We start from the raw sequence: 26,018 nt of genomic DNA, 5'->3' as shown, positions 1-26,018 counted from the left end.
GACTGATTTGGCGTCAATGCGCTGGGGAGAGGGATTTCTGACGTGGGAGAAGTCGCATTGTCGTACTAATTTGAGATGGCTCTTTCCCGGAATTCCGGGCTCGACGGGGGGCGCCCCGAGAGGAATTCGGTCAACTTCGCGTGACGCGGGGACAGCCGCCGCACATCGCCTCGGGCTGGACGGTGTAAACGAGGCAGCAGCTGGCCCGGGCGCGCTCGGCGGCGGCCCGGGCGGCAGGGCCGGGGTCGGCGGGCGTGCAGGGGGCCGCCGGGGTGAAGCCCGCGCCCGGCGTGAACGGCGAGACGGATGCGCCCGGCGTGCACGCCGGCGGCGCCGGCAGCTCGGCCGCCCCGGAGGTCCCGAGGCTCCCGGAGGTCCCGAGGCTCCCGGGCGTCCCGAGGCTCCCGGGCGTCCCAGGCGTCTCCGCCGCGGCCGTCGTCGCCGCCGTCTCCGCCACGGCCGCCGTCTCCGCCGTCCCGGGCGTGAGCAGCCCGGTCAGTTCGGCGCGGGCGCGCTCCTCCTCGCCCAGCAGCCCGCCGACGTACCAGAGGCCCTCCACCACCGCGTCCGTCGCCATCGCCCAGAGCGTGCGCGGCCCGCGCCGCACCTCCGGGCGGAACGCCGCCAGGACCGGCGTCAGGAACCCGGCCAGCGCCACCCGCAGTTCGGCGGCCAGCGCCGGTTCGTCCGCCACCGTACGGGCGCCGGGCAGGCCTGCCGCCGGGTCGTCGGGCAGGCAGGCGAAGGCGCCGGGGCGCGCCGTCAGCTCGCCGGTGGAGCGGCGGACCGAGACGTCCCCGGGGGTGAGCAGCGGCACCCGGCGCTCCAGGAACCAGGGCAGGGTGAACAGCAGCGCGGCCGGCCAGGTGAAGCGGTGCAGGGCGAAACCGGCCGCGACGTCGGGGCGCAGCGGCTGCCCGTACTGGGTCAGGCCCTGCCGGGCGTCGTGGGCGATCAGTTCGCGCAACGCCTCCGGGCCCGCGAGCAGCTCGGCGCCGGCGAGCCAGCCGTCGCCGGTGTGCGGCGGTGCGCAGTGCACCCGCAGGGCGGGGAACAGCTCGCCGAGCCGTCGGTAGCTCGCGGCACAGGGCTGTGGCGGCAGCGCGGCGGCGGGGACGGCCCGGGCACCGGGGGCGGCGGGCGTGGTGCAGGGGGCGGTGCTGTTCGCGGTCATGGTGCGGCCCCATCGGGTCGACCGGAGCCCGTGCGGGACCGTCCGGACCGTCCCGGCCGGTGCGACGCCGGCGGGCGCGTCCATGGCCGGGCCCGGCCGGCCGGGGCCTGGCGGGGCCCGGGAACGGCAAGGCGAACCCGGCCGGGGCACTGCTCGCCCCGGCCAGGTTAGGCTCACCTTAGCTGATAGTTCCCTGCGGTTCCCGCCCGATGCCTCCCTCCGGGGGAGCACCCGGCGTGCGCGCCGCGCTCAGCTGGCGCGCGAGCCACACCGGTACACCACCGAGCGCCTGCACCAGCCTGGTCGCCTCGGCCCGCATCCGGGCCGCCTCGCCCGGCTCGGAGACCTCGGCCAGCGCCGCCAGCGCCGGCGCCACACCCACCGTGAAACCGAGCTGCTCGCGCAGCCGCAGCGAGGCGTCGAACCCCTCCCGGGCCCGGTCGTGGTCCCCGGCGGCCTGGGCCAGCGCCGCCAGGTGACGCCAGGTGTAGGAGCGCAGGAGCTCGTCCCCGCGCTCGCCCGCGCCCTCGTGTGCCCGGCGGTAGGCGATCCAGGCCGCCGTCCGGTCACGCAGCAGGTTCTCCGCGACCAGGCCGCGGCGGAAGTCCAGCAGCGGGCGCCCGGGCGCGTCCGGCGGGAGCAGCGCCGAGGTGCGGCCGAGCGCCGCCTGGGCCTCGTCGAGCCGGTCGCGCGCGCCGAGCACGCTGGCGACGTACGCCAGGAACCCGCGGGCGCAGGCGGCGGCCGCGCGCTGCTCGGTCGTGGTGACCACGGCCTCGGCCAGGCGCAGCGCCTGCTCCGCCTGGGTCCAGTGGGCGGCGGTGAACAGACATTGTTCGATGAGGAGTTCGGCCCGGCCGAGTGCGGCCGTCGGGTCGCGTTCGGCGGCCGGGCGTAACAGCTCCGCGGCCTCCTGCCAGCACGCCCGGGACCGCAGCCGCCACACGGTGTCCCCCGGCTCCTGGGGCGCCGCCCGCCCGCGCCCGTCCCGCCCGTCCCGGCCGCTCGGGCCCCATCCGTGCTCCGACAACGCCACCTCCTTGTGTGCGCCATCCAGCAGGGCACGGGCCTCTACCCCCCAAGGCCCGCGCTGTGGCGGCAATTCAACACGGGGGTGAGCTTGTGCACCAGATCACGAGCGTAGGTTGTTGCGTTCGAAGACGGAATGATCTACTGCGTGTCCGACAATGTCCGGCCCGGCGCCGGGAACTGTCGGACACGCCCCGGCCCGCCGGGTGGGCTCAGGACGTCCAGCCGGTCTCCATCAGCGCCTCGGCGGCGCCGTTGGCGGGCTGCGGGACCCCGGCGAGGTCCAGGCTGAACAGGGCGACCAGCAGCTGCTCGCCGCGGACGGTGGCCTGGTGGGAGTAGCCGGCCAGGGTGAACATCGCGGCGGCCATCTCCTCGGCGTGCAGGGTCTGCAGCCAGAGGCACTCCACCGACTTCACGTCGGCCGGCTCGGTCCAGGTGTCCACCTGGGCGACCATCCGGCTGCCCAGCAGCGTGACGCCGTCCCGTTCCTGGGCCTCCGTCAGCTCCAGGTCCTCGAAGCCCAGCCACTCCAGGTAGCGGGCGGCCGTGAACACCGCGTCCTGCGAGGTGCGGACGGGGTGCGGGCGGAACGGTGCCCGTCGGCGCCACGGCGTGGCCGAGGCGCCGGACCCGCCGGGCGGGGCGGGCACGGGCGCGCCCTGCGGGTGGGCCGGGGACGGGTGCGCGGCCTGCGGCCCGGCGGGACCGAGCTGCCCGCTGGAGGCCCGTCCGGTGGTGGCGCTGCCGCCGAGGCGGGTGGTGCGGTCCACCGGCAGGCGGACGGTGGCGCCGCAGTTGCAGGTGAACTCGGGCTGCGGCCACTGGTCGGAGCGGCCGCAGTGCGGGCAGCGCATGTTCAGCCAGGAGTCCTCCCAGGACCGGAACCGCACCTGCACCGGCACGCCGCCGCGCAGCAGCGGGACCTTGAGCGAGGCGCCGCAGGGGCAGGGCAGCGACGGCGGCTCGTACAGGTGCTCGCGCCGGCAGGCGGGACAGCGGATCGCCCGGGCACCACCACCCGCCCCCGGCCCGTGCTGCGCGGGGTCGCGTCCGGTGAAGTCGTCGGGCAGTCCGGACATCACGGGCACCGTCCGTTCGAATCGGGGTGGAAGGACGTGTCCCATGCTCCCCGAAACGCGGGGGCCGTGGCGCGGAATGCGGCAATCCTCAGGGACAGATCAGGGGTGTGCGGCCGATCCCTCGCCGGAGAGGAGGAGGGCGGCCCACCCCGGAGGGCGGGAGCGGTGCCGGGGCGGGCCGCGGACGGTCAGCCGGCGGACCAGCGGGCCAGGTCGGCGGGGGTGTCCAGGTCGTCCGGGACGGCGACATCGGCGCACTCGACCAGCGCGATCTCGGCGGCGTGCGCCGCCAGCAGCGCCCGCGCGCCCGCATCACCGGTCGCGCCCGCCGCCGCCTCGGCGAAGTGCCGGGCCCCGATCAGCACCGGGTGCCCGCGCCGCCCGTCGTACGCCGCCGCGGCCAGGTCCGCGCCCGCCCGGTGGGCGGCCACCAGCCGGGCCACCGCCGCCGGGGAGACCCCGGGCGTGTCCACCAGCATCACCAGCACCGCCGAGGCCTCCGGCGGAAGCGCGGCCAGCCCCACCCGCAGCGAGGAGCCCATGCCGCCCGCCCAGTCAGGGTTCGCCACCAGCAGGCAGCCCGGCAGGTGCGCGGTGGCCCGGACCTGCTCGCGGGCCGCGCCCAGTACCACCGTCACGTCCGGGCAGCCGCCCGCCCTGACCGTGGCCACCGCGTGCTCGACCAGCGGCCGCCCGCGGTACGGGATCAGGGCCTTGGGCCGCCCGCCCAGCCGCCGCCCGCCCCCGGCGGCCAGGACGAGGGCGGCCACCGGCGCGCGGCCGGCGGCGGGCACGGGTCCGCCGGCCGGGGTGGGTCCGCCGGCGGGCGCGGCCGGCGGGCGATCACTGCTCTGCATGCGCCCAGCCTGCCCGCCGGGGCCGCAGTGCGCAGCCGTAGGAAGCCACAGTTGGACGATTGCACAAGACGAACCCGCAGGTCGCGGCCGCTCCCCGGCGGTTCGGCCGCTGGATCTGCCGCCCGGCTGCCCCTGTACTTGGCTGATGAACACCGCACCGCGCCCGCTGCTGGACCGCTTCGGCAGGGTCCACACCGACCTGCGGGTCTCGCTCACCGACCGCTGCAACCTGCGCTGCACCTACTGCATGCCGGCCGAGGGCCTCAGCTGGCTCCCCAAGGCCGAGGTGCTGAGCGACGACGAGGTGGTCCGGCTGGTACGGATCGCCGTCGAGCGGCTGGGCATCGCCTCGGTGCGGCTCACCGGCGGCGAACCGCTGCTGCGGCGCGGACTGCCGGAGCTGGTCGGGCGGATCACCGCCCTCGGCCCCGAGGTCTCGCTCACCACCAACGGCATCGGACTGGCCCGGACGGCCGGCGTGCTGAAGGAGGCCGGGCTGCACCGCGTCAACGTCAGCCTCGACACCCTGCGCCCCGAGCGGTACGCCGAGATCACCCGCCGCGACCGGATCGCCGACGTCTTCGCCGGCCTGGCCGCCGCGCAGGCCGCCGGTCTCGCCCCGGTCAAGGTCAACGCGGTGCCGGTGCGCGGCGTCAACGACGACGAGATCCTCGACCTGGCCGAGTTCGCCGCCGGGCACGGCTACCGGATGCGGTTCATCGAGTCCATGCCGCTCGACGCCCAGGGCGCCTGGGACCGGGCCACGATGATCACCGCCGACGAGATCCTGGCCGCGCTCTCCGCCCGCTGGGAGCTCGTCCCGGTCGGCCGGCACGATGCGGCAAGAGGTGATGGGTCTGCGAGACGTGGCACCCCGCCCGCCGAGGAGTGGCGGATCGCCGGCACCGGCACCGTGATCGGCGTGATCGCCTCCGTCACCCGCCCCTTCTGCGGCGGCTGCGACCGCGTCCGCCTCACCGCCGACGGCCAGCTGCGCAACTGCCTCTTCGCCACCGAGGAGTCCGACCTGCGCGTCCTGCTGCGCGGCGGGGCCGACGACGACCGGATCGAGCGGGCCTGGCGCAACACCATCGCCCGCAAGGGCCCCGGACACGCCATCGACTCGGCCGACTTCGTCCGGCCCGACCGGCCGATGTCGGCCATCGGAGGCTAGCTAGGAGGTGCCCGGCCACTCGCTTCGCGTCAGCGCGCGGCGGGAACGGCCGGACGACCCCTGGTCCGCCGGCCCGGCGGGCCGCCGCCCCGGGCGGGCGAAGTGGGTGCGGTAGGCGCGCGGGGTCATGCCGACCCGCTGGAGCAGGTGGCGGCGGAGCGAGTCCGCCGTGCCGAAGCCGGTGCGGTCGGCGACCAGCTCGACCGGGAGACCGGTGGACTCCAGCAACTCACGGGCCCGCTCGATCCGTTGGGTCAGCAGCCACTGGAGCGGGGTGGTGCCGGCCTCGGCCAGGAAGCGGCGGTTGAGGGTGCGGACGCTGACGCCGGCGTGCGCGGCCAGGGCGGCCAGCGTCAGCGGCTCGTCCAGCCGCTCCAGCGCCCAGGCCCGGGTGCCGGCCAGCGAGCTGCCGTCCGCGGCCGTCACCGGGGCGGGCAGGGCCTGCTCCTGCCCGCCGTCGCGGACCGCCGAGACCACCGCGAGCCGGGCCACCGCGTTGGCCACCGAGGCGCCGTGGTCGGTGCGGACCATGTGCAGGCAGAGATCGATGCCGGCGGTCAGCCCGGCCGAGGTCAGCACCGGGCCGTCCTCGACGAACAGTGCCCGCGGACGGACCCGGACCGACGGGAAGCGATGGCCGAGCGCGCCCGCCTGCACCCAGTACGTGGTGGCGCTGCGCCCGTCCAGCAGGCCGGCCTGGGCGAGGACGAAGGCGCCGGTGCAGATGGAAGCGATCCGCGCGCCCCTGCCGGCGGCGGCGCGCAGGGCGGCCAGCACCCGTTCGTCCGCCTCGGCGCGGGCGCCGGAGCCGGTCACCATCACGGTGTCCGCCTCCGCCAGCGCGTCCAGGCCGTGCGGGACGACCATCTGGAGGCTGCCGGTGGAGGCCACCGGCCCGGGGTCGGCGGTGCAGACCCTCACCTCGTAGGCGGGCCGGCCGTCCAGTTCGGCGGCGCCGAAGACGAGTTCGGGGATCGAGAGGTCGAAGGCGGTCACCGGTGGCACGGCGACCACCGCGATCCGGTGCGCGTGCGTCCGCGTGGTCTTCGGTGACGGCATGGCCAGAACCTCCGGAAGCTTGGCAGCCGGGTTCCTGTTTCCCCACCGCGCCCGGCCGCAGAGTGGATCACGGCGGCGCGCCCCTGACGCCGCGACGCCACCCCTGGCAACTCCGGAGCATCCCATGGACTTCCACGTCGTCGTCGGCGCGGGCCCCACCGGCACCGCGACCGCCCGCAGGCTCGCCGATTCGGGCGAGGCCGTCCGCCTGGTCACCCGGCGCGGCACCGGCCCCGAGCACCCCGGCATCGAGCGGATCGCCGCCGACGCCACCGACGCCGACCGGCTCACCGTGCTCACCGAGGGCGCGGCCACCCTGGTCAACTGCGCGGCGCCGCCGTACCACCGCTGGCTGGAGGAGTTCCCGCCGCTGGCGGCCGCCCTGCTCGCCGCCGCCGAACGCACCGGCGCAGGCTACGTGCTGCTGAGCAACGTCTACGGCTACGGCCCGGTGGAGGGCCGGATCACGGAGGACCGGCCGGCCGCACCGACCGGCGGCAAGGGCGCGCTGCGGGCCGGTCTCTGGGCGGACGCGCTGGCCGCGCACCGGGACGGCCGGGTGCGCGCCACCGAGGTCCGGGCCAGCGACTTCCTCGGCGCGGGAGCCGGGTCCCTCTTCCAGTTCGCGGCCGCACCCGCCGTCGTGGCCGGCGAACCGGCCTCCTACCCGGCCGACCTGGACGCGCCGCACAGCTGGAGCTACCTCGGCGACGTGGCCGCCACCCTGGTCGCCGCCGGCCGCAACGAGGCCGCCTGGGGCCGGGCCTGGCACGTGCCCAGCACCAGCGAGGCGTCCGCCCGCACGCTCGCCGGACAGTTGGCGAAGGCGGCGAGCGCGCCCGAGCCACGGCTGACCGCGATGCCGGAGGCGGAACTGGCACGGCTGGCCGAGAACGACGAGATCCTGGCCGCGGTGATCGAGACGAACTACCTGCGCTACCGCCCACTGCTGCTCGACTCGGCCCGGACGGAGCAGGTGCTGGGCGTGTCGGCGACGCCCCCGGACACCGTTCTCGCCGAGACGGCGCGCTCGCTGCGGCGGTGACCCGCGCCGGGTGTGAGCTCCGCCATGCCCGAACGCTCCGCGCTGCGCCGCCTTGACGGGCTGTGGGGTGGCTGGTCTGCTGGTTCGCCGTCACCCACCCCCATCCCGGGAGCCCTCCGTGCCCGCCCGTCGCTCCGCCGTGTCGGCCGCCGCCGTCTTCCTGATACCCGTCCTGGCGCTGGCCGGCTGCTCCGGCACCGAGAAGCCCGACGCCGCCGCGCCGGCCGGTGGTGCGGGCACCAGCCCGCTGCGCAACCCCGACGGCACCAAGCCCGGCCTGGCGCCGCTCACCTCGCCGGAGGACCGGAAGGCCGGCCGGGACATCATCGCCGGGGTCACCACCGCCGCCGCCGGCCCCAAGGACGGCTACGACCGCAACGAGTTCGGCCCGGCCTGGACCGACAACGTGGACGGCGTCCCCGGCGGCCACAACAACTGCGACACCCGCAACGACCTGCTGGCTCGCGACGGCCGGGCGGTGGAGCGCAAGGACGGCTCGAACTGCGTCGTCACCGCGATGACCATCGACGACCCGTACACCGGAAAGACGGTCCGGTGGACCAGGCAGCAGGCCACGAAGATCCAGATCGACCACGTGATGCCGCTCTCCTACGACTGGCAGATGGGCGCGGCCACGTGGGACAAGGCCAAGCGGGTCCAGATCGCCAACGACCCGCTCAACCTCATCCCGGCCGACGGCTCGCAGAACGCCTCCAAGGGGGACTCCGGCCCGGCCACCTGGCTGCCCGCCGACACGACGATCCGCTGCGCGTACGCGGTCCGCTTCGCCCAGGTGTCGCGGAAGTACCAACTGCCGGTCACCGAGGCGGACAAGAGGACGATGCTCCAGCAGTGCGGCGGGTGAGGAAACGTTTCGCTGCCCTTTGTCCGCATTGGGCTTCCGGGCCGCGGCGAGAAGGTGACCGGTGTGATGAGAGGGTGATATTCGTGTGCGGTGTACTCGATGATCATCCGGTTCTCACGGCGCACGCTTCCCGCCGCCGTCGCCGCCGCCCTCCTGGCCGGCTGCACCAGTTCGGCCGGCTCCACCGGCGCCGCCTCCGGCACGCCGTCCCCGGCGGCCACCACGGGCACGCCCACCGCGCCGCCGACCACGTCGCCGGCCCCGACCGCCACGCCCACCCCGACGACCAGGCCCACCGGCGCGGCGGACCCGGCGCTCAAGCCGTTCTACGGCCAGCAGATCGCCTGGGCGCCGTGCGCCGACGACCCGACGACCGGCAAGGCCGACGAGTCGGCCGTGCAGTGCGGCACGCTCAAGGTGCCGCTGGACTACACGAGCCCGGCCGGTGAGACGATCGACGTCGCCGTCGTCCGCGTCCCCGCCGCCAAGCAGGACCAGCGGGTCGGCTCGCTGCTGGTCAACCCCGGCGGGCCCGGCGGCTCCGGCGTCGGCATGGTCAAGCGCAACCCGTCGCAGTTCGACGGTCCGCTCCACGACCGGTTCGACACGATCGGCTTCGACCCGCGCGGCGTCGGCCTCACCACTCCGTTGAACTGCCTGGACGACGGCACCCGGGACGACTGGGTCGTCACCGACACCCCCGGCCCCGACCACGGCAAGGTCCTCGCCGACGCCTGCCAGGCCAAGTTCGGCAAGCTGCTGCCCTTCGTCGGCACCCGCAACACCGCCCGCGACATGGACGTGCTGCGTGCGGCCCTCGGTGACCAGAAGCTCAACTACCTCGGCATGTCGTACGGCACCTACCTCGGCAGCCTCTACGCCGAGGAGTTCCCGGACCGGGTCGGCCGGCTGGTCCTCGACGGCGCGGTCGACCCGTCCGTCCCGCTGGTCCAGAACAACATCGCGCAGTACGCGGCGTTCGAGCGCTCGCTGGAGGCCTTCGCCGCCAACTGCACCACCAAGAGCGGCTGCCCGCTCGGCAAGGACCGGGACAAGGCCGCCGGGAACCTCGCCGACTTCCTCGACGGGCTCAAGGAGAAGCCGCTGACCACCGCGAGCGGGCGCAAGCTCACCGCCAACGCGGCCTGGACCGCCATGGTCGACGCCCTCTACGGCGACGAGCAGGGCTGGGAGTCCCTGCGCAACGACATCGGCTGGGCCATGGTCCGGGGCAAGGGCGACTACCTGCTCGCGCGTGCGGACAGCTCGAACCGCCGCGACAAGGACGGCCACTACAGCGTCTCCGCCGACGCCTACACCGCCATCCACTGCGCCGACGGCGCCACCGGGGTGCCGGTCGGCGACGACCTGCAGGCCGCGTACGCGGAGATCGCGGCGAAGGCCCCGCTGTTCACCCGGCACGAGCCGAGCTTCGAGCTGTTCGACCCCGACTGCCGTTCCTGGCCGTTCCGTTCCGCCGAGAAGCCCCACCCGATCACGTCCAGGAGCGACGCCACGATCGTCGTGGTCGGCTCGACCGGCGACACGGCGACGCCCTACGCCTGGGCCGAGAAGCTCACCGCCCAGCTCGGCAACGCCGTCCTGCTCACCCGCGAGGGCGAGGGTCACACCGGCTACGGCTGGAGCACGTGCATCCGCACCTCGGTGGACGCCTTCCTGGTCGGCGGGAGCCTCCCCGCCGCCGGAACGCGCTGTGCGAGCGACGCGGCCGAGTGACCGGCTGACAACACGAAGGGGGCGCACCGCCCGGAAGCGGCGCGCCCCCTTCGGCGTCTTCAGGACCTGGGGCCCGCGTCAGGAACCGGGGGCCTTCGTCAGGTCGTAGAACGTCGAGCCGCCCACCGTCTCGGCGGTGTAGTGGCTCTCCACCCAGTTCTCGATCAGGGCGGTCTGCGACTCCTGGGCCTCGCCGGTGGCGCCGCCGCCGACCGCCCGGCGGGAGCCGCTGCCGATGAACCAGTGGATCCTGCCCTCCTGCACGTACTGCCGGAAGGCGCTCAGGCTGAGCGAGGGGTCGGTGCCGTTGAAGCCGCCGAGGGCCATCACCGGGACGCCGGAGGCGAGTTGGTAGCTTGCGGCGTTCTGCGAGCCGCTGGTCGCGGCGGCCCAGGTGTAGTGGTCGGCGTCCCGGGCGAGCGCCGCGGCGGCCTCGTCGCTCACCTTGGCGCCGTTCAGCAGCCCGCCCATGCCGCCCATGCCGCCGGGTGCGCCGCCCGTCGTGCCGCCGAACGCGCCGCGCTCGCCACGGCCGTCGGTGCCGGGCCGGCCGCCCTGGCCGCCGCCTTGGCCGCCCGGCACCATGCCGGGTGCTCCGCCGGGCACGCCGCCCTGGCCGGGCGTGAACTGGCGGCCGTTGATGGCAGGTTGGCCACCGGGTGGCAGGCCGCGCATCCCGCCCGGGCCCATGCCCCTGCCGCCCGCGACCGCCGGGCCGGCCGTCACGATCGACCCGGTGTGCGGCGTGTTCACGGTGTCGACCGCGTATGCGGCCGGGCCGCCGAGCGCCGCCGCCAGGCCCACCGCTCCCGCCACCGTGGCGAGCCGGCCGGGAACGCGGCCGGGGAGGCGGCGCGCCAGCGGCCCGGTCAGCAGCAGCGCCGCCGCGGCCAGGAGCCCGCCGGCCGGCACCGCCCAGCGCAGCCACGGCAGGAAGTGTGCGCTGCGCCCGAGCAGCACGTGCGCCCAGACCGCCGTCACCGCCAGGGTGACCGCCAGCACCGCCGCGTACGGCAGCCGGTGCCGGGCCCGCCAGAGACCGTCCGCGCCCATGCCGACCAGTGCCGCGACCGCCGGGGCCAGCGCCACGGTGTAGTACTGGTGGAAGATGCCGGACATGAAGCTGAAGGTCAGCGCGGTGCAGAGCAGCCAGCCGCCCCAGACCAGGAACGCCGCGCGGGCGGTGTCCGTCCGGGCGTGACGGCGGGTCGCCCAGAGGCCGGCCAGCAGCAGGATCAGTGCGGCCGGGATCAGCCAGGCGATCTGGCCGCCGATGTCCCCGTCGAACATCCGGGTGATGCCGGTCTCGCCCCAGCCGCCCATGGCCCTTCCGCCGCCGGGTGGGGCGTCCGTTCCGGCGGGGAGCCTGCCGCCGCCGCCCACGCTGCCGGTCTCGTTGCCGTTGAGGCGGCCGAGCCCGTTGTAGCCGAAGGTCAGCGAGAGGAAGCTGTTGTCCTGCGAGCCGCCGACGTAGGGCCGGGCCGAGGCCGGCACCAGCTCGACGACGGCGACCCACCAGCCGCCCGCGGCCACCATGGCCAGCCCGGCGGCCAGCAGCTGGCGCACCCGGCGCCAGAGGCCGGCGGGCGCGACCACCAGGTAGACCAGCGCGAAGGCGGGCAGGACGAGGAAGGCCTGGAGCGTCTTGGTGAGGAAGGCCAGCCCGAACATCACCCCGGTGAACACCAGCCACCGGGTGCCGGCCGCCTCGACCGCCCGCACCAGCCCGTACGCGGCGAGCGTCAGCAGCAGCACCAGCAGTGCGTCCGGGTTGTTGAAGCGGAACATCAGCGCCGCCACCGGGGTCAGCGCCAGGGCGGCGCCCGCCAGCAGGCCGCCGAGCGGGGCGAAGCGGCGGCGCACCGTCGCGTACAGGGTGCCCACGGTGGCGACCGCCATCAGCGCCTGCGGGGCCAGCACCGACCAGGAGGAGAGGCCGAAGACCCGGGCGGCCAGTGCCATCGGCCAGAGCGAGAGCGGCGGCTTGTCGACGGTGATGAAGTTTCCGGCGTCGGAGGAACCGTAGAAGAACGCCTTCCAGCTCTGGCTGCCGGCCTGGACGGCCGCCGAGTAGAAGGAGTTGGCCCAGCCGGAGGCGCTCAGGCCCCAGAGGTAGAGGACGGCGGTCGCGGCCAGCAGCGCCAACAGCGCGGGCCGCGCCCAGCGCGGGTCGTCCGCGCGGCCGCGCCAGACGCGGGCCGGCAGCGTGCGCAGCCGCCCGGCCCAGGAGGCAGGGCCCTTGGGGCCGGCGGGCGGCAGCGGGAACTCCGGGAAGAGCGGTCCGGCCGGCGGGTCTGCGTCCGCGGGGGCGTCAGTGGCCGGCTGCGGCACCTCCGGCGGCGGGTGGTTCGCGGCCTCGGGCCACGGTTCGCCGGCCGGAGGGGAGAAGCTGGTCGTGGTCATGGACGCTACGCTCGGCCGCGCGACTGAGAGGACCGTGAGACCTGACTATGAGGGGTCTGTGATCCCTGCGGAACCACTCGGAGGGGCTACCGGAGGGGCCGCCGGGAGGGCACTCGGGGGCGCTCGGGGCATCGGAGGGGCTGCCGGCGGGGCACCGGGGCCGCTGACGGGCACGGGGGCCGCGGGGCGGGCGGGACACCGGGCCGCCCCGGGGTGCCGGGGCGCGGGGCCGGGCTCAGGCCGCCTGGGGCATCGTCAGGTGCTTGCCCAGCCACTCCAGCGCGGGCGGGATCTCCCGGGTCCAGGTGTGGAAGTTGTGCCCGCCGGTGTCCAGGGTGATGGTGGAGAGCTTGGTCGGCGCCTTGAACGACTTCACCATCTCCTGGGTGGCGGCGTAGTTGTTCTCGTCGTAGGCGGTGCCCAGCAGCAGCGACACGGGTGCGGCCGGCTTGTTGTGCAGCCGCCACAGCAGGTCGTTCTCCTGCTTCAGCTGCCCGTTGCCGGCGAAGAGGTCGCCGGTGGTCTCGTCGATCGGAGCGGTGTAGTAGCCGGAGAGCGAGACGGCGGCCGGGTACGAGTCGGGCTTGCGCAGGGCGAACTTGAGCGCGCAGTAGCCGCCGGTCGAGTTGCCGATGACGGCCCGGTTGGACGGGTCGGTGCCGAGCCGGTAGGCGGTGGCGAGTGCCTTGGGCAGGTCGCTGGTGAAGAAGGTCTCCACCTGAGGGCCGTTGGGGACGTCCACGCACTCGGTGTCCCGGTTGCTGACGAGGGTCGGGCGCAGCATCACGAGGACGGTCGGCGGGAGCTTCTTCTGGTCGATCGCCTCCAGGGTGGAGGCGGGGTACTGCATCAGCGAGATCAGCTTCTCCGGCGTGCCGGGGTAGCCGGCCAGGACCAGCGCCATCGGGAACTTCCGCTGCGCGTACTCCGGCTGGAAGTACTGCGGCGGCAGATAGACGAAGCCGTCGGTGCTCAGGCCGCTGACGGCTCCTTTGACGGCGACCTGGTGGATCAGGCCGACGCGCTCCGGGTTGGAGCCCTGCTCCGCGTAGAACTTCTGCTCGCCGGTGATGGCGACGGCGGCGTTCGGCTGGTGGTCCACCACCGTGCCGGGCCCGCCGTTGGTGCCGAGCAGGTCGGTCCAGGAGCTGTAGAAACCGAAGTAGCTGTTGGCGATCAGGCCCATCGCGACCAGCACCGCGAGCTGGGTGGCGAGGAAGGCGCCGATCCGCCCGAGCCAGGCCTTCCAGCTCCGTCCGCCGAATCTCGGCCAGAGCCACATCGTGGCGGCGAACACGCAGATCGCGACGACGGAGGCGATGATCTGGAGCGGGAGTCCCGTGAGGCTGAACACGAGCCCGATCGTAGTTGACCGCGTCCCCCGCTCTGCGCGCCCCCATGTGCGCCGGTCCCGCGCTTCTGTGCGCCTCTTGTGCGCCCTGTTGACCGCGTCCCCCCGGCTCGGGATCATGTCGGCGGGGATTGCACGGAGCGTGCATGAGAGCTCACAGGGCCCGGGTCACGGGACCGACGGGCCAAGGGACCACACCGGGGGAGCGGCATGAAGTCCTTCACCAAGGCCGGCCTGGCGGCCGGCGCCGCGCTGCTGCTGGCAGCGTGCTCCAGCGGGGGATCAGGGGGTACCGACGGGATCGGCCCGGGGCCGGGGAAGACCGACGCGCCCTCCGCGAGCGCCACCCCGACACCCACGCCGACCCCGACCCCGACCAGGCCGCCGTACGGGCCGGTGCTGACGGGCTACATCGACCCGGTCAGCACCGCGCTCGGCAAGCTCAACGCGTCCGCGAGCCTCGACGCCTTCTCCACGGCCCTCCAGGAGGCCGCCGCCGCGGCCTCCAAGGCCGGCAGCGGGCTCGGCCTCGCCGACGAGCCGGCCACCGTCACCACCGCCCAGCGCCAGCTGGTGGTGGCCCTCGGCCAGCTCTCCACGGACCTGACCAAGGTGCGCAGCGACATCAAGGCGAAGAACGTCTGCGCCACCACCTCCGCCTTCGCCGAGGTCGGCCAGTCCGAGGGCCTCAAGGGGGTGCCCGCCGCGCTCGCCCAGATGACCGCGGCCGGCTACCCCGCCACCTTCAACGTCCCGCAGGCGCCGCAGCTCCAGACCCGCACCCTGGAGAACGGCACCCTGGTCCGCCAGGGCCGCCTCAAGGGCGAGGGCGTCCTCAACGTCGACAACGGCGGCAGCTCCGACGCGGTGGTCTCGCTCGCCCAGAACGGCAAGTCGATCCACTCGGTGTACGTCGGCAAGGGCAAGAAGGCGTCCATCGAGGGCGTCGAGGACGGCACCTACGACGTGTACTTCGCCGGCGGCGTCGACTGGGACCCGTCGCTCAAGGCGTTCACGCAGAGCTGCGACTTCAGCAAGTTCGACGACACCATGGCCTTCGAGACCGGTCGTACCTACACCTCGTGGTCGATCACCCTCCAGCCGACGGTCGGTGGCAACGCCAAGACCAGCGACGTGGACGAGGGCCAGTTCCCGCAGCCGTAGGCCGTGTGAGGTCGCGTCGGTGGCGCCGTCGGCCGGACAGGCCGGCGGCGCCACTGTGCCGGGTGCGCCCCCTCCGGCGCTGCGGTTCCCGGGGCGGGCGGTTCCGGTTTCGGACGGGTCGCGTGTCCGGGGGGTTCCGGCCCCGGATGGTTCCCGGATCGGTGGATCCGGGAGCGGGTGGTCCGGCGCCGGATGGTCCGGGCTATCCGAAGGCCGGGGCGAGGGTGCGGGCGACCGTCTCCACCGGGGGGAGGTGACGGACCGCGGCCTCGCCGAGCAGGTGGGTGTGGAGGGCGCGCTGGTGGGCCGCGCCGACGAGGAGGAGGGCGGCGGCCGCCGGGTCGAGCGCGGCCGGGAGCCGGCCGGCGGCCTGGCGGGTGCGGAGGGCGTCGGCGACGGCCCCGAGGGCGAGGTGCGGGCCGATCTCGCCGCCGCGCTCGGCGAGCAGCCCACGCAGCTGGGCGTCGGACTGGACGGCGCCGAGGATCGGCATGATCCGGCGGTAGAACTGTTCGAGCCGGGTGAGCAGGGCGGTGAGGTCGGCCTGGAGGTCGCCGCCGGACCCGTTCTCCGAGCCGCTCCCGGGACCGCCCCCGGGGCCGTCCTCGAAGGTGCCCAGCACGGCCGTCGCGTCGGCGAAGGCCGGCAGGTGCAGCCCGACGACGGCCTGGAGCAGGCCGAGCCGGTCACCGAAATGGTAGAAGATGCTCGACTCCGCGACGCCCGCCCGGCGCGCGATCTCCTTGGTGGACAGCGCCAGTCCCGCGTCCCCGAGCACCTCCTCGGTCGCCTTGAGCACCGCTTCCCGTACCCCGGTCGAGGGTCGACCCCGTCGTGCCTGGGCCATGCCCGGCCTCCGTCTCTCCGTGCCGTCCCGACTACTTGAGTAATCGCTCAGGAAGAGGTTAACTTACTGATGGATCACTCAGTAATCAGCTCGGTCATCCACCTCGGGAGGGAACCCGCATGACCACCGTCGAGTACCGCAAGAACGCGATCCGCCGCCTCTACAAGGCACTTGAGGCCGGTGACGTGGACGTCGCCGACGAGCTGTTCACCGCCGACTTCGTCACCAGCGAAGGCCGGCACCAGAACGTCCGCGGCCCGCAGGGCTTCAAGGACGCCATACGCGAGGTGCACGCCACCCACGCCGACCCGTCGTTCGAGATCCTCGACCTGCTGGGCGAGGGCGACGACGTCGCCGTCCGCTGGCGCATGACGGCCACCCACTCCGGCCCGCTGATGGGCATCCCGGCCACCGGCAGGCGCGTCAGCATGGAGGCGTTCGCCCTGTTCCGCTTCGTCGGCGACCGCATCAGCGAGCGGCACGCCGTCATCGACCGGCTCGGCCTGGTGCAGCAGCTCAAGGGCGAGTGACCGGCGCCGGGCGTGCGACCACGCCCGTCGCTGCCCGCCGGGCGTTGCCGACTGTGGGTGCTACCCGCGGAGCACCAGCGGCAGCGGCCTCATGAACCGTCTCCGTCCCCGTGCGCCATCCGGTCGGCGGTGCCGGCGACCGGCCGACTCCCTTGGGGTGGCGGCCGGTTGGTGATCACGGTGGCGGGGGCGGGCGCGGGGGTGGCGACCGGCCGGCTCCGGTCGGACGATGACCGGAGCCGGCCCCGCACGGTCATGCCTCGGTCGGTTCCGGCCACGGGCGGGAGGAGTCCAGTCGCTGGACGAGTTCGCGCAGAGCCCTCAGCTCGCGTTCCAGTGCCTCGGCCCCCCGTGCGGTCAGGGTGACCCAGGTCCGCGGGCGGCGGCCGGCGTAGCCCTTCGCGACCTCGATCAGGCCCGAGTCCTCCAGTACCTTGAGATGCCGGGACAGGTTGCCGTCGGTGACGCCGAGCTGACCCTTCAGGTAGCCGAACTCGACGCGGTCGGCCTCGCGGCTGATGGTCAGGACCCCGAGCCGCACGCGCTGATGGACGGTGTCATCCAGGTCCTGGGTCGGGTGGGGGCCCTCGGGTTCGCCGGCTTCCCGGCCCTGGTCCCCGGCTTCATCCTGGCCCCGGCCCCCGGGCGCGTCGGCAATGCTCATGAGGCGACCGTACTCGACGCGTCCGAGCCCGCCGTGGCCCGACCGCGGGCCACCGCCCGCTGCGCCAGCCAGGCCGTCAGCAGCACGGCGGCCAGCAGGAACGCCTTCAGCTGCGGGTCGTCGGCCCAGCCGGTGCCGTCCGACTGCACCCACGGGATCCAGCTGCTGCCCCAGGACGCCCCGAGGTAGGCGGAGAGCAGCGCGATGTGGGCGAGGGCCGCGCCCACGACGATACGGCTGCGCTCGGCCAGGCCGAGGACGAGCAGTCCGACCCCGACGGCGTACCACGGCGAGGTGTAGCTGTTCTCCAGCACGGAGAGGGTGAAGGGCTGGTTCCGGAGGAACAGCAGGGCGAGCAGGACGGAGGCGACCAGACCGGTGGCACCGAGACCCCCGACGGCCCAGGCGGCACGGCGGGGCACGATCCCGCGCTCCTCGCCGCGCAGCCGGTACCAGCGCGCGAGGACGAGCCACGCCAGCGGAAGCACCGCGAACCAGATGCCCCAGGCGACGAAGCGGAGCACGGATCCGTCGAACTCGCCCGCCTGGCAAGGGGCGTCGGGCGCGTGGGACACGCAGAGGCCGGTCAGCTCCGCGTAGGCGAAGGCCGGGTAGGAGCTGACGTCGCGGGCGTTGGAAGCGAAGTTGAACGCCTGCCGGGCGACCGGCACGGCCGCCAGCGAGAGCAGGCCGAAGGCCAGCAGCGGCACGCCCGAGCCGTGGAGCCGGGTGCGGGCGCGAGCCCGGAGCGCTTCCGTTCCCGCCAGTAACTCGGCGGCCCTCACCGGGTCTTGCGGACCGACTGCGGCGATCTGATCGGGTGTTGTCATGGCCTACCCCCTGGTTGTCGCGCCGTGCCGGCGCGGAGCGGACGGCGAGCGCTCCGTGCTCGCCGTCTGCGTCAACTTTGCAGTGCAAAGTAGATGGCAGTCAAGAGCTGATGGCATGACAAACTACTGTGCACAGCGGTGAGATGAGGCGGCCGATGTGATGGCGAGGGCCGGTTCCCGCCGGGAGCCGGGGACAGGAAAGGCCCCGACGGTGATCCGTCGGGGCCTTCCGGGGCGACTCCGCGGGGGTGGCACAGCACCCCCACGGCGAGTCCGCCTACAGGTACGTCTGCAGCGCCGCGTACACCCGGCGCCAGGCGTCCGCGCCGGCCTCCGGGTCGTAGTCGGCGGGGCGGTCGGAGCAGGCGAAGCCGTGGTTGGCGGCGGGGTAGGTGACGAGGTCGTGCGGGACCTTGGCCTCGGTGAGGCGCTCACCGGCCTGCTCCCACTCCTCGGCGGGGATGATGTGGTCCAGTTCGCCGCGGAAGCCGAGCAGGAACACGCCGTTGGCGGCGATCCGCTCGCTCGTCTCCAGCGGCGGGACCGGGCCGACCAGCGGGAAGCCGCTGTTGAGGAGCCAGCCGGGGTAGAAGACGGCGGCGAGTTCGAAGCGCAGCTCGGTGGCCGCGCGCACCGCGATGTGCCCGCCCATGCTGAGCCCCAGGAAGGCGACGCCCCGGCCGCCGGCCTCGGTGCGGGCGGTCGCGAGGGCGGCCGCGGCGTCCGCGACCAGCTCGTCGCGGTCGAGCGCGCGCATCAGCACCAGGCCGGACTCGCGTTCCTCGGCCGTGTAGCCGAGTTCGGTACGCCGGGCGTTGCGCCAGTAGTAGTCGGGTGCGATGGCGACGTACCCGGCCGCCGCCAGTTCGGCGCAGGTGTCGCGGACGTAGGCGTTCACGCCGTACAGCTCGGAGCAGACGACGACCGCGCCCCGGGCCTCGCCCTCCTGCGGGCGGTGGATGTAGGCCTCGACGCCGTCCGGTTCGCCGAGCGCTTCCCACTGACCGGTCATCAGTTCCCCCGTGTTGCTTGTCGATAAGTGCCGCCCAGCATCCTAGACGGTGCCCGTGGGCGGCTGGGGGAGTGAGTGGGGGCCGGTGGGCGGCCGGGCGGCCGGGCGGGCGGCGGTCGAGCGGCCGCAGGGTGGCCGGCGAGCGGCCGGGCGAGTGGAATTCCGGTGGCGAGTTCTGCAGGCATGGTTGACGCATTGAAGTGGTCATGGCACTTTCGTGCGGCGCGGGCGTCCGCAACCGGTCGTACGCCCCGCAATCCCCCACAAGGAGAGCCATGTTCAGAAGATTTGCCGCCCTCGTCGGCGCGGGCGCAGTTGTCGCGGGTGGGCTCACCCTGGCCGCCACCCCCGCGCAGGCGGTCCAGGCAGGCGACCTGACGTCCACCATCGCGCTGAGCAACTGCTCCGCCTCGCTGGTGCGTTACCCCTCATCGGTCGACACCGACCGGGCCATGATGCTCACCAACGGCCACTGCCTGCCGACGATGCCGGCGGCCGGGGTGGTCATCCAGAACCAGAGCGCCAGCCGGAGCGGCACGCTGCTCAGCTCGTCCGGCTCGTCACTCGGCACCGTCCAGGCGGACAAGGTGCTGTACGCGACGATGACCGGCACCGACGTCGCCCTGTACCAACTGACCGACACCTTCGGTTCGGTCACCAGCAAGTACGGCGCCACCGCCCTCACCATCAGCGACACGCACCCGGCCGACGGCTCGGCGATGTACATTCCCTCGTCGTACTGGAAGCAGGTGTGGAACTGCTCGATCAACGGGTTCGTCCCCACCCTGCGCGAGGACGCGTGGACCTGGCACGACTCGATCCGCTACAGCACCGGCTGCAACACCACGCACGGCACCTCCGGTTCGCCGATCGTCGACGCCGCGACCAAGAAGATCGTCGGCATCAACAACACCGGCAACGACGACGGCGAGATGTGCACGCTCAACAACCCGTGCGAGGTGGCGGCCGACGGCACCACCAAGGTCACCAAGGGCCAGAGCTACGGCGAGGAGACGTACTGGTTCACCACCTGCCTCGGCAACGGCCGCGTCATCGACCTCAACGTCAGCGGCTGCCTGCTCACCAAGCCGGCCGGCAGCGGCGCCGTCTCGGTCGCCAACCCGGGCAACCAGACCAGCGCACTGAACGTTCCGGTCAACCTCCAGATCGCGGCGAGCGGCGGCACCGCACCGCTCACCTACTCGGCCGCCGGGCTGCCGGCCGGGCTCTCGATCAACGCGTCCACCGGCCTGATCACCGGCACCGCGACGACGGCGGGCACGTCCACCGTGACGGTCACGGTCAAGGACGCGGCGGGCAAGACCGCCACGGCGACCTTCAGTTGGACGGTCAGCCGGGTCGACGGCTGCACCCCGGCCCAGCTGCTCGGCAACGCCGGCTTCGAGACCGGCGGCGCCGCCCCGTGGACCGCCACCAGCGGCGTCGTGGACAACAGCGCCTCGCAGGCCGCCCACGCCGGCTCCTGGAAGTCCTGGCTGAACGGCTACGGCTCGACCCACTCGGACAACCTCTCGCAGACGGTCACCATCCCGCCCTTCTGCAGGGCGTCGCTCAGCTTCTACCTGCACGTCGACACGGCCGAGACCGGCACGACGGCGTACGACAAGCTGACCGTCACGGTCAACGGCACCGCGCTGAAGACCTACTCCAACGTGGACGCGGCCGCCGGCTACCAGCTGCGGACCTTCGACCTCTCGTCCTACGCGGGCCAGTCGGTGACGGTCAAGTTCGCCGGCACCGAGGACTCCTCGCTGCAGACCAGCTTCGTGATCGACGACACCTCGATCCAGACCAGCTGACGCCTTCGCGGTAACCCCTCGTGGCCGCCCGGTCCTTGACTGGGCGGCCACTCGCGCTCGACGGCCGGGCGCGCGGCTTCGGGGGCGACCGGCTGGGCCGGGCGCCGCATCCGAGCCTTCGGGCCGGCCACCACTCGTGGTAGCTCGCGGGAACGACGCCGTCCGCACACTGACATCACATCATCGAGCCTCAAGAACCGCTCAACTTCCGCGTGAACAGGTCGAGTCCATGACAGCTCCCGGGGGGCTGCTACTCCGTGACCTTCAGGGCCAGCGTCCGGGCGCCGTACTCGACCCCCGAGACCTGGTAGCCCACCCGCGTGTCGCCGAGCGGCGCGTACGCGGCCACCACGTAGAAGGCCTGGTTGAGGCCCTCCCCGTTCACGGTGATGGTCCGCTCGACCTCGCAGCGCGCGTCGTCGTCCCCCTCCCACACGACCTGGAGCACGCTCCCCGCCTTCAGTACCCCCATCGCCGGGACCACCACCGTGACCTGGGCCATGCGCCCCAGTGCGAGCGCGCCCTCCCACGCCCCCTCGACCAGCGGCGCCGGCATGAGGAGTTCCGCGGCGCTCACGGTGAGGCGGAACGCCGTGAGGTCGTCGCCCCAGGCGGCGGTGACCTCCACCTCGCCGGGCGCCTCCCCGGCGACCAGCTCCACGGCGGCGAACCCGTCCTCGTCGGCCTTGACCGTGACCGTCGCCCCCGCCGCGCCGCCGAGCGAGGCGGCTCCGGAGACCGTAAACGTCACCTCGGCCTCCGGCGCCGGCATCTCGTCGGTGAAGGCCCGCACCCTCAGCGCGTCCGGGAACCGCGACCCGACCGGCGCCGTCCAGCCGTCCCCGCCAACGATCTGAACCCTGTCCACGGTCGTCACCCTGCGCCACCCCATTCTGCTGCTGCCGGCTCCTGCTCTTGCGGACGGATCATTTCATCCGGCGAGTCTCGGACTGGCCGTCAGAACCGAATCCCGACCGGCCGAGCGAAGCGGAGGCGGAGGGTTTCGGCCACCCTGACCGTCCGGAGGTCCGGCGAGCCGATCACCTTCCGGGGCCGGGGGGATCAGCAAGTCCACGTTGCACGGCCGGCTTACGTGGGCGGCGTCCCGGCCGGGGCGACCGCCGCGGCCGTCAACCTGACCGCGACCGGGACCACGGTGCCCACCCACCTCACCGCCTGGGCCGGCGGCGGCGCCCGACCCGGCACCAGCAACCTCAACGCCACCCCCGGGCTGGACGTCCCCAACCACACCACGATCCCGGTCGATGCGCAGGGCCGGTTCGACCTCGCCAACAACGCCGGGACGACGCACGTCGTCGCGGACCTCTTCGGCTACTACCGGAACCAGTAGCGCGCGCACGGGTGTTCCCGCCGTCGCGGGCCCCGGGGAAACCGCCCGGAGGAACTCTCGGACCGACCTGCAACCCGGACCGGGGCCGGACGTCCAAGGAACAGCGGTGCATCCGGAACCACCGGACCACCGGACTTACTTGGGGGGAACCAAGCATGCCCGTCCGCAACACGACCACCCTCGCCCCTCACGGCGCTCGCCCTGACCGTGCCCGTCCTGGCCGTCTCGCCGGCCGTCGGCGCCCCGCCGGCGGCGTCGGGCTGGTCCGACGGCGTCACCGACCCGGCTGGCTTCGTGGGCATGGCCCCGACCCGGATGCTGGACACCCGCACCGACAACACGCCGTGGCAGTCCCGGCCGGCCGGGACTGTCACACCGTCAGAGCCCCTGCGGGTGGCGGGAGAGCCAGCCGGCGTGGCGCTCGCGGAGCCGGTCGCGCTCCTCGGTGCTCGCGAGCAGGACGTCGGCGCCGCCGTCGTACGGGTGGTGGATGCGCTCCGACTGCGTGTCGGTGATCAGCACGTCGGCGGCCGCGTCGTCGGCGACGTCGCGCAGCAGCCGGTCCAGGCGGCCGGGTCGCCAGGCGTGCCGGGTGACGTAGAGGTGCTGGTGGGTGCGGAACCCCGGGTCGGGATCGTCCGTCACGAGCAGCGTCTGCCAGTGGTCGGCGGGCGGCCGGTGCCGTGGTGCGTCCGGCCCGGTCGTCCACGTGGAGGTGACGACGTGGACCTCCCGCCCGGCGAACAGCTCGTCCAGGACGGTGTTGTACCGCTCCAGGACGACGGCGTACTCGCCCTCGTCGTCGGGGTAGCGCTTCGACTCCGGGAGGCTGTGGAAACGCACCCAGAGCTCCGGGTACGGGTCGCTGACCATGTGCCCGATCGGCGGGCTGTCGGGCCACCGGCGGTGCCAGAGCCCGCTCAGCTCCGGCTGCGCGTCGTGGATCAGCTGCGGGAGGTTCACGCCGTCGCCCCCTCGGCCGCACCGACCGGGAAGCCGGCACCCGGCGCGGCGTACTCCACGGGGCCGCCGGACCGGGCCGCTGCCCGTGCCACCGCCGACGCCGGGGTGAGGGACCGTCCGACGTGCGTGACGATCAGCCGGGCGGCGCCGGCCGCACGGGCGGTGTCGCCCGCCTCCTCCGGGGTGTGGTGGACCGGGTCGTCCACGGTGGGGTACGGGGTGGCGCTGCCGAGGACGGTGAGGCGGAGGGGGCGCCGGTCATCCGGGGAGTCTAGAACGCCTGCTCCCCAGGTGGCGTGCGTTTCCGGAGGGCCTGTGCCCCCCTCCGATCCGGTGGCGCGGCCCGGTGCAGGAGCGGCGTGGGACATGCTGTGTGAAAGTTCTCGTCCGAGGGCTGCCACATGACCGCGGGTCAGCGGCGTTAGAAGGTCATGAGTCAAACACCGAGCGCGGACACCCCGGCAGAGCCGGCGCCGCCCGACTTCCCGGCCTTCGTCGCGTCACGGGGGCGGTACCTCCTGCGCACCGCCTTCCTGCTCACCGGCGGCGACGCCCACCTCGCCGAGGACCTCGTGCAGGAGGCGCTCGGCCGGATCTTCGTGAAGTGGCGCAAGGTCTCCCGCCTCGACAACCCGAGTGGGTACGCGCAGACCGTGCTGGTCAACACCTTCCTGTCGTACCGCCGCAAGCGCAGCAGCTCCGAGCGGGTCACCGACACCGTGCCCGAGACCGCCGTGGACGGCCCCGACCCGGCGCTGCGGCTGACGCTGTTGCGGGCGCTCGGCGAGATACCGGCGCAGGACCGGGCGGTGCTGGTGCTGCGGTTCTGGGAGGACCGCAGTGTCGAGGAGACGGCCGCGACGCTGCGGCTGAGCAGTACGGCCGTGCGCTCGCGCAGCAGCCGGGCGCTGGCCCGGATGCGCGCCGCGCTCGGCGACGACCTGGGCGTCGGAGCGGGTCGCGCGCCCCAGGACCCGACCACCGAGAAGGCGGTGCTTCGCCATGCCCTTTGAAGACGACTTCGCCCTGGCCCTGCGCGACGCGGCCGAGTTGGCGCCGGAACCCGTGAGCCACACCGCCCTTGCCGCCGGAGCCGAGCGGCGCGGCCGCCGTGGGCAGCAGCGCCGGCGGGCCGCGGTGGCGGGCGGGTTGGCGGTGCTGCTGCTCGCCGCGGGCGGTGTCGCGGCCCTCGGCGGCGGTGTGGTGAACGCCGGTCCGGCCGGCCCGCCGCTGCCGTCGATGTCCGCCGACGAGGTGGTCACGCTGGTCACCGGTCTGCTGCCGGAGGGGAAGGTGACCGTGCTGAACGCGGGCGGCACCGGTGAGGGCAAGCTGCCGGGGCACGAGTACGGGACCGGCGCGACGCTGCTGTTCGACGACGGCAAGGGGGCGAGCATCTTCTACTTCAGGGTGGAACGGACCGAGTTGACGCCCGAGGCGGGCGCGGTCTGCATGGACCCGTTCTCCACGCCACAGGACTCCTGCGACCGCGCGACGCGCCCGGACGGCTCCGTCGTGGTGATCGACAAGCTGCGGAGCAGGCCCCCCGAGGGAGACCACCGGGAGTGGCGGGCGACCTGGGCGGCCCCCGACGGCCGGCGGGTCAGCATCACCGAGTACAACGGTCAGCCTGCCACGCCCAACCGGGATGCCCCGCCGCTCGATGCCGACCAGCTGACCGCCCTGCTGACCTCCCCGGCCTGGGAGCAGGTCTTCGCCGCGCTGCCGCTGCGGCCCGACGCACCCAAGCCGCAGAAGACCTCCGCCCCGCCGAGCACCGAAGCGACCCCGTCGGTGGCCGAGGTGGTCGCCAAGCTGGTCCCGCTGCTCCCGCCGGGGACCACCCAGTCCGAGGTGAAGGGCGGTGGCGCCGCCAACGTGCTGGTGACCTCCGAGGGCCGCGCCAGCCTGCTGTCGGTGTCGGTGGGACCGCCCGGCGCCAGGGGGCGGGAGGACAAGCGGTACGCCGAGTCGGAGGGCTCGGCCGGCCCGCTGGCCGTGCGGGAGAAGCGGGCCGACGGCAGCACCGTCGTCGTCAACCAGTTCGGTAACGGCAAGACCGCCACCCAGCCGGTCCTGCACTGGACGGCCGCCGTGTACTACGCGGACGGCCGACAGGTGATGATCTCCGAGCAGAACGGTGAGAACGGCTACACCGCCCGGCCCGGGACCCCGGCCCTGAGCCTCGACCAGCTCAAGGCCATCGTCACCGATCCGGTCTGGCGGTCCTGACCCGCCGTCGGCGTCGCCCTGTCACAGGGGAGCAGGGCGGCGCCGGCTAGCGCACGTCCCCGAGCACGTCCCCGAGCGCCGCCTCGACGGCGGCCTCGGCGTGCAGGCGGGCGGTCGGGAAGAGCGGCACGGGGCTGTCCTCCTCACCGACCAGCAGCTCGATCTCGGTGCAGCCGAGGATCACGCCCTCGGCGCCGGCGGCGACCAGCTCCTCGATCACCCGCCGGTATCCGGCGCGCGACTCCTCGCGGACGACGCCCAGGCAGAGCTCCTCGTAGATCACCCGGTGGACGAGGGCGCGCCCGTCCGCGTCGGGGACGAGGACGGTGAGGCCGTTCGCCTCCAGCCGGCCCCGGTAGAAGTCCTGCTCCATGGTGAACGCCGTCCCCAGCAGGCCGACCCGGCGCAGCCCGGCGGACCGGACGGCGTCGGCGGTCGCGTCGGCGAGGTGGAGCAGCGGGACGGAGACGGCGGCCTCGACCTGGTCGGCGACCCGGTGCATGGTGTTGGTGCAGATCAGCAGCAGCTCGGCGCCGGCCGCCTCCAGCGAGCGCGCCGCATCGGCGAGGACCTCGCCCGCCTCCGTCCAGCGGCCCTGCGCCTGGAGGCGTTCGATGGCGGCGAAGTCGACGGAGTAGAGCACCAGCCGGGCGGAGTGCAGGCCGCCGAGCCGCTCGCGGGTGAGCTGGTTGAGCGTCCGGTAGTACTCGGCGGTGGACTCCCAGCTCATGCCGCCGATCAGGCCCAGTGTCTTCATGGGCACATATAAACATTGCTGGGCATTATCGGTAAAGATATAAGGATTGCTTTCCGCTCCTGTGCTGCCCGC

25 protein-coding genes are annotated in these 26,018 nt (G+C 74.0%); 10 read left to right on the top strand and 15 right to left on the bottom strand.

Going from position 1 to position 26,018, the window contains the following annotated elements:
• Window positions 1-130: 130 nt before the first annotated feature.
• The 4 genes from ACZ5WK_RS17765 to ACZ5WK_RS17750 all read right to left on the bottom strand — a co-directional run bounded on the left by ACZ5WK_RS17765 (window position 131) and on the right by ACZ5WK_RS17750 (window position 4,055).
• Window positions 131-1,174: a (2Fe-2S)-binding protein gene (locus ACZ5WK_RS17765; protein ID WP_465548344.1), complete on the bottom strand. Its 1,044-nt coding sequence runs from the start codon at window positions 1,172-1,174 to the stop codon at window positions 131-133.
• Between the two features lie 178 nt (window positions 1,175-1,352).
• Window positions 1,353-2,204, bottom strand: a complete 852-nt coding sequence (locus tag ACZ5WK_RS17760) for a hypothetical protein (protein ID WP_465548343.1) — start codon at window positions 2,202-2,204, stop codon at window positions 1,353-1,355.
• A gap of 211 nt (window positions 2,205-2,415) precedes the next feature.
• Entirely contained in the window at window positions 2,416-3,285 is an 870-nt protein-coding gene (locus ACZ5WK_RS17755; protein ID WP_465548342.1) for a hypothetical protein, read from the bottom strand.
• A gap of 188 nt (window positions 3,286-3,473) precedes the next feature.
• Window positions 3,474-4,055, bottom strand: a complete 582-nt coding sequence (locus ACZ5WK_RS17750; RefSeq protein ID WP_396319637.1) for a nucleotidyltransferase family protein — start codon at window positions 4,053-4,055, stop codon at window positions 3,474-3,476.
• Window positions 4,056-4,287: 232 nt separating this feature from the next.
• Between ACZ5WK_RS17750 and moaA the strand changes: the two genes are divergently transcribed.
• Entirely contained in the window at window positions 4,288-5,316 is a 1,029-nt protein-coding gene (moaA, locus tag ACZ5WK_RS17745) for a GTP 3',8-cyclase MoaA (RefSeq protein ID WP_465548341.1), read from the top strand.
• On the opposite strand, the gene ACZ5WK_RS17740 is transcribed toward moaA, so the two are convergent.
• A complete protein-coding gene (locus tag ACZ5WK_RS17740; protein ID WP_465548340.1) occupies window positions 5,317-6,375 on the bottom strand; it encodes a GlxA family transcriptional regulator in 1,059 nt (352 codons plus the stop codon). It lies immediately after the preceding gene.
• Between the two features lie 124 nt (window positions 6,376-6,499).
• On the opposite strand from ACZ5WK_RS17740, the gene ACZ5WK_RS17735 reads away from it, so the two are divergent.
• The 3 genes from ACZ5WK_RS17735 (at window position 6,500) to ACZ5WK_RS17725 (ending at window position 10,022) form a co-directional block, all read left to right on the top strand.
• Window positions 6,500-7,420 carry an NAD-dependent epimerase/dehydratase family protein gene (locus ACZ5WK_RS17735; RefSeq protein ID WP_465548339.1) on the top strand — a complete coding sequence of 307 codons (921 nt, stop codon included), beginning with the start codon at window positions 6,500-6,502 and terminating at the stop codon, window positions 7,418-7,420.
• Between the two features lie 118 nt (window positions 7,421-7,538).
• A complete protein-coding gene (locus ACZ5WK_RS17730) occupies window positions 7,539-8,285 on the top strand; it encodes an HNH endonuclease family protein (RefSeq protein ID WP_465548338.1) in 747 nt (248 codons plus the stop codon).
• A gap of 99 nt (window positions 8,286-8,384) precedes the next feature.
• Window positions 8,385-10,022: an alpha/beta hydrolase gene (locus ACZ5WK_RS17725; protein WP_465548337.1), complete on the top strand. Its 1,638-nt coding sequence runs from the start codon at window positions 8,385-8,387 to the stop codon at window positions 10,020-10,022.
• 78 nt (window positions 10,023-10,100) lie between these two features.
• On the opposite strand, the gene ACZ5WK_RS17720 is transcribed toward ACZ5WK_RS17725, so the two are convergent.
• Together ACZ5WK_RS17720 and ACZ5WK_RS17715 are read right to left on the bottom strand one after the other, a co-directional pair.
• On the bottom strand, window positions 10,101-12,425 hold the full coding sequence (locus ACZ5WK_RS17720; RefSeq protein ID WP_465548336.1) for an ArnT family glycosyltransferase: 2,325 nt from the start codon (window positions 12,423-12,425) through the stop codon (window positions 10,101-10,103).
• 235 nt (window positions 12,426-12,660) lie between these two features.
• Complete coding sequence (locus tag ACZ5WK_RS17715) at window positions 12,661-13,779, bottom strand: alpha/beta hydrolase (protein ID WP_465548335.1); 1,119 nt, start codon at window positions 13,777-13,779, stop codon at window positions 12,661-12,663.
• Window positions 13,780-13,986: 207 nt separating this feature from the next.
• Between ACZ5WK_RS17715 and ACZ5WK_RS17710 the strand changes: the two genes are divergently transcribed.
• Window positions 13,987-14,940, top strand: a complete 954-nt coding sequence (locus ACZ5WK_RS17710; protein ID WP_465548334.1) for a hypothetical protein — start codon at window positions 13,987-13,989, stop codon at window positions 14,938-14,940.
• A gap of 202 nt (window positions 14,941-15,142) precedes the next feature.
• Here ACZ5WK_RS17710 and ACZ5WK_RS17705 read toward each other — a convergent pair whose 3' ends face one another.
• Entirely contained in the window at window positions 15,143-15,787 is a 645-nt protein-coding gene (locus tag ACZ5WK_RS17705; protein WP_465548333.1) for a TetR/AcrR family transcriptional regulator, read from the bottom strand.
• A gap of 119 nt (window positions 15,788-15,906) precedes the next feature.
• On the opposite strand from ACZ5WK_RS17705, the gene ACZ5WK_RS17700 reads away from it, so the two are divergent.
• On the top strand, window positions 15,907-16,317 hold the full coding sequence (locus ACZ5WK_RS17700) for an ester cyclase (RefSeq protein WP_396319213.1): 411 nt from the start codon (window positions 15,907-15,909) through the stop codon (window positions 16,315-16,317).
• A 253-nt stretch (window positions 16,318-16,570) separates the two neighbouring features.
• Here ACZ5WK_RS17700 and ACZ5WK_RS17695 read toward each other — a convergent pair whose 3' ends face one another.
• The 3 genes from ACZ5WK_RS17695 to ACZ5WK_RS17685 form a co-directional block, all read right to left on the bottom strand.
• Window positions 16,571-16,981, bottom strand: coding sequence for a winged helix-turn-helix domain-containing protein (locus ACZ5WK_RS17695; protein WP_465548332.1), 411 nt, complete (start codon window positions 16,979-16,981; stop codon window positions 16,571-16,573).
• Entirely contained in the window at window positions 16,978-17,811 is an 834-nt protein-coding gene (locus ACZ5WK_RS17690) for a hypothetical protein (RefSeq protein ID WP_465548331.1), read from the bottom strand. The genes ACZ5WK_RS17695 and ACZ5WK_RS17690 overlap by 4 nt, the downstream gene beginning before the upstream one ends.
• A gap of 277 nt (window positions 17,812-18,088) precedes the next feature.
• The gene (locus ACZ5WK_RS17685) at window positions 18,089-18,823 is read right to left on the bottom strand and encodes a dienelactone hydrolase family protein (protein WP_465548330.1); all 735 of its coding nucleotides are present in this window, start codon (window positions 18,821-18,823) and stop codon (window positions 18,089-18,091) included.
• Between the two features lie 275 nt (window positions 18,824-19,098).
• On the opposite strand from ACZ5WK_RS17685, the gene ACZ5WK_RS17680 reads away from it, so the two are divergent.
• Entirely contained in the window at window positions 19,099-20,643 is a 1,545-nt protein-coding gene (locus ACZ5WK_RS17680) for a putative Ig domain-containing protein (RefSeq protein WP_465548329.1), read from the top strand.
• 250 nt (window positions 20,644-20,893) lie between these two features.
• Here ACZ5WK_RS17680 and ACZ5WK_RS17675 read toward each other — a convergent pair whose 3' ends face one another.
• Window positions 20,894-21,511, bottom strand: coding sequence for a hypothetical protein (locus ACZ5WK_RS17675; RefSeq protein WP_465548328.1), 618 nt, complete (start codon window positions 21,509-21,511; stop codon window positions 20,894-20,896).
• A 225-nt stretch (window positions 21,512-21,736) separates the two neighbouring features.
• Here ACZ5WK_RS17675 and ACZ5WK_RS17670 point away from each other — a divergent pair, with 225 nt between their 5' ends.
• The gene (locus ACZ5WK_RS17670) at window positions 21,737-21,994 is read left to right on the top strand and encodes a hypothetical protein (RefSeq protein WP_465548327.1); all 258 of its coding nucleotides are present in this window, start codon (window positions 21,737-21,739) and stop codon (window positions 21,992-21,994) included.
• Window positions 21,995-22,372: 378 nt separating this feature from the next.
• Here the strand turns inward: ACZ5WK_RS17670 and ACZ5WK_RS17665 are convergent, their stop codons facing one another.
• Together ACZ5WK_RS17665 and ACZ5WK_RS17660 are read right to left on the bottom strand one after the other, a co-directional pair.
• Window positions 22,373-22,957 (bottom strand): DUF3885 domain-containing protein, encoded by a 585-nt coding sequence (locus ACZ5WK_RS17665; protein ID WP_465548326.1) that lies wholly within the window; start codon window positions 22,955-22,957, stop codon window positions 22,373-22,375.
• Complete coding sequence (locus tag ACZ5WK_RS17660; protein WP_465548325.1) at window positions 22,954-23,163, bottom strand: hypothetical protein; 210 nt, start codon at window positions 23,161-23,163, stop codon at window positions 22,954-22,956. The genes ACZ5WK_RS17665 and ACZ5WK_RS17660 overlap by 4 nt, the downstream gene beginning before the upstream one ends.
• A 225-nt stretch (window positions 23,164-23,388) precedes the next feature.
• Between ACZ5WK_RS17660 and ACZ5WK_RS17655 the strand changes: the two genes are divergently transcribed.
• Both ACZ5WK_RS17655 and ACZ5WK_RS17650 read left to right on the top strand, forming a co-directional pair.
• The gene (locus tag ACZ5WK_RS17655) at window positions 23,389-23,970 is read left to right on the top strand and encodes a SigE family RNA polymerase sigma factor (protein ID WP_465548324.1); all 582 of its coding nucleotides are present in this window, start codon (window positions 23,389-23,391) and stop codon (window positions 23,968-23,970) included.
• Entirely contained in the window at window positions 23,960-25,189 is a 1,230-nt protein-coding gene (locus tag ACZ5WK_RS17650) for a hypothetical protein (RefSeq protein WP_465548323.1), read from the top strand. Before ACZ5WK_RS17655 ends, ACZ5WK_RS17650 begins: the two co-directional genes overlap by 11 nt.
• 46 nt (window positions 25,190-25,235) lie before the next feature.
• Here ACZ5WK_RS17650 and ACZ5WK_RS17645 read toward each other — a convergent pair whose 3' ends face one another.
• Window positions 25,236-25,946 (bottom strand): aspartate/glutamate racemase family protein, encoded by a 711-nt coding sequence (locus ACZ5WK_RS17645; protein WP_465548322.1) that lies wholly within the window; start codon window positions 25,944-25,946, stop codon window positions 25,236-25,238.
• Window positions 25,947-26,018: the final 72 nt, after the last annotated feature.

The organism is Kitasatospora sp. NPDC032757 (assembly GCF_055579305.1).
This window is presented reverse-complemented; position numbering and strand designations above follow the sequence as displayed.